Genomic DNA, 6,014 nt, shown 5'->3' with positions numbered 1-6,014 from the left:
ACATGGCGAAAGCCACGGCCTCGGTTGATGAAGGCCTGGATGGCGGACAGCTTGAACTGCTTGGAATACGTGGTCATGCAAAACACCCCGGTGTTGGATGGGTGTCCAACTTCCGGGGCGCAGTTCAACGGCGGGGGTGTCCTGTAGGAGCGAGCTTGCTCGCGAGGCGATGCCAGATCAGTTCAACGCGTCAAGCAACGCCTGATTCTGCTCTTCAGTACCGATGGTGATACGCAGGAACTGGCTGATCCGCGGCAGCTTGAAGTGACGCACGATCACCCCTTGCTCACGCAGTTTGCCCGCCAGTTCACCGGCATCCTGCTGCGGATGGCGAGTGAAGATGAAGTTGGCCGCCGACGGCAGCACGTCGAAACCACGGACAGCCAGTTCGCCCACCAGCTTCTCGCGGCTGGCGATGACCTTGTTGCAGGTTTCTTCGAAATACTCGCGGTCGTCGAAGGCCGCCGCCGCGCCAACAATGGCCAGGCGGTCCAGCGGGTAGGAGTTGAAGCTGTTCTTGATCCGCTCCAGCGCCTCGATCAGGTCGGGATGGCCCACCGCCAGGCCAACCCGCAGTCCCGCCAGGGAACGCGACTTGGAGAGGGTCTGGGTCACCAGCAGGTTCGGGTAGCGATCTACCAGGCTGATGGCGGTCTCGCCACCGAAGTCGATGTAGGCCTCATCCACCACCACCACCGACTCGGTGTTGGCCTGAAGCAACTGTTCGATGGCGTCCAGCGCCAGCAGGCAGCCGGTCGGCGCATTGGGGTTGGGGAAGATGATCCCGGCATTGGGCTTGCGGTAGTCCGCGACGCGGATCTGGAACTGCTCGTCCAGCGCCACCGGCTCGAAGGGAATGCCGTACAGGCCGCAGTAGACCGGATAGAAGCTGTAGCTGATATCCGGGAACAGCAGCGGCGCGTCGTGCTGGAACAGGCCGTGGAAGATATGCGCCAGCACTTCGTCCGAGCCGTTACCGAGAAACACCTGGCTTGGCTGCACGTCGTAGTAACGGGCAACGGCCTGCTTGAGCAGGTCGCTGTTCGGGTCCGGGTACAGGCGCAGGTTGTCGTTCAGCTCGGCGCGCATGGCGTCGAGCGCCTTCGGCGACGGGCCATAGGGGTTCTCGTTGGTGTTGAGCTTGACCAGTTTGGTCAGCTTCGGCTGCTCACCCGGGACGTAAGGCACCAGGTCCTTGACGAAGGGGCTCCAGAATTTACTCATGTTCAGTTGCCCTCTTGGTCGGCAAGGATGCGGTATTCGGCACTGCGCGCGTGGGCGCTGAGGGATTCGCCGCGGGCCAGGACCGAAGCGGTCTTGCCCAACTCGGAAGCGCCCTGTTCGGAGCAGAAGATGATCGACGAGCGCTTCTGGAAGTCATACACCCCCAGCGGCGAGGAGAAACGCGCGGTGCCGGAGGTCGGCAGCACGTGGTTCGGCCCGGCGCAGTAGTCGCCCAGCGCTTCGCTGGTGTGGCGGCCCATGAAGATCGCACCGGCGTGGCGAATCTGCGGCAGCCAGGCTTGCGGATCGGCGACCGACAACTCCAGGTGTTCCGGAGCGATACGGTTGGCGACTTCGATCGCCTGCTCCATGTCACGGACATGGATCAGCGCGCCACGGCCGTTGATCGAGGTACGGATGATCTCGGCACGGTCCATGGTCGGCAGCAGCTTGTCGATGCTGGCAGCCACGCGGTCGAGGAACTCGGCGTCCGGGCTGACCAGGATCGACTGGGCGTCCTCGTCGTGCTCGGCCTGGGAGAACAGGTCCATGGCGATCCAGTCCGGATCGGTCTGGCCATCACAGACCACAAGGATTTCCGAAGGGCCGGCGATCATGTCGATACCCACCTGGCCAAATACATGGCGCTTGGCGGTGGCGACATAGATGTTGCCCGGGCCGACCACTTTGTCCACCTGCGGCACGCTCTCGGTGCCGTAAGCCAGGGCCGCCACCGCTTGGGCGCCGCCGATGGTGAAGACCCGGTCGACGCCGGCGATGCACGCCGCCGCCAGCACCAGCTCATTGATCTCGCCACGCGGAGTCGGCACCACCATCACCACTTCCTTGACGCCAGCGACCTTGGCCGGAATGGCGTTCATCAATACCGACGACGGGTACGATGCCTTGCCGCCCGGTACGTACAGGCCAGCGCGGTCCAGAGGGGTGACTTTCTGGCCGAGGACGGTGCCGTCGGCTTCGGTGTAGGTCCAGGAATCCTGCTTCTGCCGCTCGTGGTAGATACGCACGCGCTCGGCAGCCTTTTCCAGGGCCTGGCGCTGTTCCGGGGTAATCCGGGTCAGGGCCAGTTCCAGACGCTCGCGACCGAGAATCAGGTCATCGATGGATTTGGCGTCGACGCCGTCGAAACGCTGGGTGAACTCCACCAGCGCCGCATCGCCGCGCTCGCGCACGGCCTTGATGATGTCGAGGACCCGCTGGTTGACCGCGTCGTCGGACACGCTTTCCCAGCTCAGCAGATGATCCAGATGTCGGGCGAAATCCGGGTCAGCGGCATTGAGTCGGCGAATTGCAGTGGACGTGGTCATAGCTAAGGCCTCGGTAATTGGCGAATGCTCAGGCGCCCTTAAGCTACCAGTCCATACGCGCGGGCACCCGAGATAATTGGCTATGACGCGGATAGACGGGCGCGACCGAACGTCGCGCGCAGAGGTCAGTCGCGGTGTCGCGATTCCACCGCCTGACGCAGGGTGTCGATCAGGCTCTGGATGCGGGCGTGCTGCATCTTCATGGATGCTTTGTTGACCACCAGGCGGGAGCTGATGGTAGCGATGACTTCCTGGGGTTCCAGGCCGTTGGCGCGCAGGGTGTTGCCGGTGTCGACCACGTCGATGATCTTGTCGGCGAGGTTGACCAGCGGTGCCAGCTCCATCGAACCGTAGAGCTTGATGATATCGACCTGACGGCCCTGTTCGGCGTAGTAGCGCTTGGCAACGTTGACGAACTTGGTCGCCACGCGCAGGCGGCCCTTCGGCTCCGGCGCGCCGATGGCACCCGCAGTCATCAGCTTGCAGCAGGCGATCTTCAGGTCCAGCGGCTCATACATGCCCTGGCCGCCGTATTCCATCAGCACGTCCTTGCCGGCCACACCCAGATCGGCGGCACCATGCTCGACATAGGTCGGCACGTCGGTGGCCCGCACGATCAGCAGGCGTACATCGTCCTGGGTCGTGGGGATGATCAGTTTGCGGCTTTTATCCGGATTCTCGGTCGGGACGATGCCCGCTTCCGCCAGCAGCGGCAGGGTATCGTCGAGAATGCGGCCCTTGGACAGCGCGATGGTCAACATGGGAAACGTCGGTCCTTATGCGGCTTAAAGCCGCCGGCCCATGCAGGCAACCGGCGGCGTTCAATTCAATTCGTGGCGCGTCCTTGCGCCGCAGGTAGACTAGCCCGGTACGCGGCGGATCTTCGCGCCCAGCATCTGCAGTTTTTCCTCGATGCACTCGTAACCACGGTCTATGTGGTAGATGCGATCGATCAGGGTGTCGCCTTCGGCGACCAGCGCCGACAGCACCAGGCTGGCGGAAGCCCGCAGGTCGGTGGCCATTACTGGCGCGCCCTTGAGGGTCTTGGTCCCGGTGACGATGGCGGTGTTGCCCTCTACCTGGATCTGCGCGCCCATGCGGTGCATCTCGTAGACGTGCATGAAGCGGTTTTCGAAGATCGTCTCGATCACCGCGCCAGTGCCTTCGGCAATGGCGTTGAGCGAGATGAACTGCGCTTGCATGTCGGTCGGGAACGCCGGGTACGGAGCGGTACGCAGGTTGACGGCTTTCGGCCGCTTGCCGTGCATGTTCAGCTCGATCCAGTCTTCACCGGTGGTGATCTCGGCGCCGGCTTCCTTGAGTTTTTCAAGGACGGCTTCGAGGATGGTCGGATCGGTGTCCTTGACCTTGACGCGACCGCCAGTAACGGCAGCAGCAACCAGGTAGGTACCGGTCTCGATACGGTCGGGCATTACGCGGTAGGTCGCAGAACCCAGGCGCTCGACGCCATCGATGGTGATGGTGTCGGTGCCAGCGCCCTGGATCTTGGCGCCCATGGCGATCAGGAAGTTGGCCAGGTCGACCACTTCCGGCTCGCGCGCGGCGTTCTGCAGCACGCTGCGGCCTTTGGCCAGTGCAGCGGCCATCATGATGTTCTCGGTACCGGTCACGCTGACGGTATCGAAGAAGAAGTGCGCACCGCGCAGGCCACCTTCAGGCGCCTTGGCCTTGATGTAGCCGCCTTCGACCTCGATCTTCGCGCCCATGGCTTCCAGGCCGCGAATGTGCAGGTCAACCGGACGCGAGCCGATGGCGCAACCGCCAGGCAGGGCGACTTCGGCTTCGCCGAAACGGGCAACCATCGGGCCCAGCACCAGGATCGAGGCGCGCATGGTTTTCACCAGCTCGTACGGCGCGACCAGGGTCTTGATGGTGCGTGGATCGATTTCCACCGCCAGCTTCTCGTCGATCACAGGCTCGATGCCCATGCGACCGAACAGCTCGATCATGGTGGTGATGTCGTGCAGGTGCGGCAGGTTGCCCACGGTAACCGGGCCGTCGCACAGCAAGGTCCCGGCCAGAATCGGCAGGGCCGCGTTCTTGGCACCGGAGATGCGGATCTCGCCGTCAAGACGAGCGCCGCCAGTAATAATCAGTTTGTCCATTTGGATTCTCGCCGCCACAGGTGGCTCAGGTGCGCTCAGCCCAGGCTGCGCTGCTGAAAAATTTCATGGTGACCGCGTGGATGCTGCCATCGGTGATCCACGGGTTAAGGTGAGCATAGATCTGCTGCTGACGCTTGACCGGGCTCAATGCCGCCAGCTCGTCGCTGATTACGTTCAATTGGAAGTTGCAGCCTTCGCCTTCAACTTCGACCCGGGTGTCCGGCAACTTTTCTTCAAGGAAGTTCTTAACTTCTACGGCCTGCATGCTCAACCTCGATCGGCGCCCTGTGCGCGCGGGTCGGCCATCATACAAAAAAGCCCCTCGCCTGCGAACCCCGTAAGCGAGGACTCTGACAGAGGGGCCACGATTCGCGTGGTCGTCACTGCAGCGTCAGCAGCTCGTCCAGACCGTAGACTTCAGCGATTTCCCGCATGCCGTGGGGCATGCCGCGGACTTCAAACTGCTTTCCGGTCGCCTGGGCATCACGCATGAAGCCCAGCAACAACGACAGTCCGACACTGCTGGAGCGCTCGACACCGGTGCAATCGAGCACCAACTGGCTGGACGGGCTCGATGCAATCAGCGCCTTGCCCTGCTCGCGCAGGACCGGGCCGGACCGGTAATCGAGGGTGCCGGCCAGGCTCAATACGCCCGGCTCGGCCAATTGCACCGTGCCGCCACTCATTGCGCCTGCTTCTCCGCCGCGTCCGCAGTGGCTTCCTTGGCCTTGGCAACTTCGCCAGCCCAGCCGTCGATGGTCTTGTCCAGGTCGTTGCCATTGCGGCTCATGGCATCGGCGAACTGATCGCGGAACAGCTTGCCGATGTTGATGCCGTTGACGATGACGTTACGCACTTTCCATTCGCCGTTGAGCAGGGTCAGGGTGTAGGACACCGGATAGACGGCGCCATTGTTGCCCTTGACCGTCATATCGACGCTGGCGCGCCCGTCGCCGTCGTTTTTCTCGTTGCCGACGGTGATGCCCTGGTTGTTGTACTCCAGCAAGGCATTGCCATAGAACTGCATCAGGCTGCGCTTGAAGTTTTCCTGGAAGCGCTGCATCTGCTCCGGGGTCGCCTTGCGCGAGTACTTGACGGTCATGATGCTTTTCGAGATGCCGTCGGCATCCACCACCGGACCCAGGTTGGCATTCAGTGCCTCGTAGAACGCACCAGGATTGGTCTTGTACTGCTCCTTGTTGGCCTTGAGGTCGGACAACAATTGCGTGGTGGTGGTCTGGATCACTTCTTTGGGCGACTGGGTCGCCGCAACGGCCAGCAGTGGCATGGCCGCCAGCAACACCAGCAAGCCGCGTCGCAGGATGGAAATCATGGA

The 6,014-nt window shown here is 62.7% G+C and carries 7 protein-coding genes; all 7 read right to left on the bottom strand.

Annotation, left to right across the window (positions count from 1 at the left end):
• Positions 1 to 177 precede the first annotated feature (177 nt).
• Complete coding sequence (gene hisC, locus CKW37_RS29430) at positions 178 to 1,224, bottom strand: histidinol-phosphate transaminase (RefSeq protein WP_095159623.1); 1,047 nt, start codon at positions 1,222 to 1,224, stop codon at positions 178 to 180.
• A 2-nt stretch (positions 1,225 to 1,226) separates the two neighbouring features.
• The gene (gene hisD, locus CKW37_RS29425; RefSeq protein WP_095159622.1) at positions 1,227 to 2,552 is read right to left on the bottom strand and encodes a histidinol dehydrogenase; all 1,326 of its coding nucleotides are present in this window, start codon (positions 2,550 to 2,552) and stop codon (positions 1,227 to 1,229) included.
• Between the two features lie 125 nt (positions 2,553 to 2,677).
• On the bottom strand, positions 2,678 to 3,313 hold the full coding sequence (hisG, locus tag CKW37_RS29420; protein WP_095159621.1) for an ATP phosphoribosyltransferase: 636 nt from the start codon (positions 3,311 to 3,313) through the stop codon (positions 2,678 to 2,680).
• A gap of 99 nt (positions 3,314 to 3,412) precedes the next feature.
• Complete coding sequence (murA, locus tag CKW37_RS29415) at positions 3,413 to 4,678, bottom strand: UDP-N-acetylglucosamine 1-carboxyvinyltransferase (protein WP_095159620.1); 1,266 nt, start codon at positions 4,676 to 4,678, stop codon at positions 3,413 to 3,415.
• Between the two features lie 25 nt (positions 4,679 to 4,703).
• Entirely contained in the window at positions 4,704 to 4,943 is a 240-nt protein-coding gene (locus tag CKW37_RS29410) for a BolA family protein (RefSeq protein WP_095159619.1), read from the bottom strand.
• A 115-nt stretch (positions 4,944 to 5,058) separates the two neighbouring features.
• Positions 5,059 to 5,364 (bottom strand): lipid asymmetry maintenance protein MlaB, encoded by a 306-nt coding sequence (locus CKW37_RS29405; protein WP_095159618.1) that lies wholly within the window; start codon positions 5,362 to 5,364, stop codon positions 5,059 to 5,061.
• A complete protein-coding gene (locus CKW37_RS29400; protein WP_095159617.1) occupies positions 5,361 to 6,011 on the bottom strand; it encodes a phospholipid-binding protein MlaC in 651 nt (216 codons plus the stop codon). The genes CKW37_RS29405 and CKW37_RS29400 overlap by 4 nt, the downstream gene beginning before the upstream one ends.
• Positions 6,012 to 6,014: the final 3 nt, after the last annotated feature.

Source organism: Pseudomonas sp. Irchel 3E13 (assembly GCF_900187455.1).
Classification (GTDB): Bacteria; Pseudomonadota; Gammaproteobacteria; order Pseudomonadales; family Pseudomonadaceae; genus Aquipseudomonas.
Note: the sequence above shows the minus strand (reverse complement) of the source record. Positions and strands in the feature narration are given on the sequence as shown.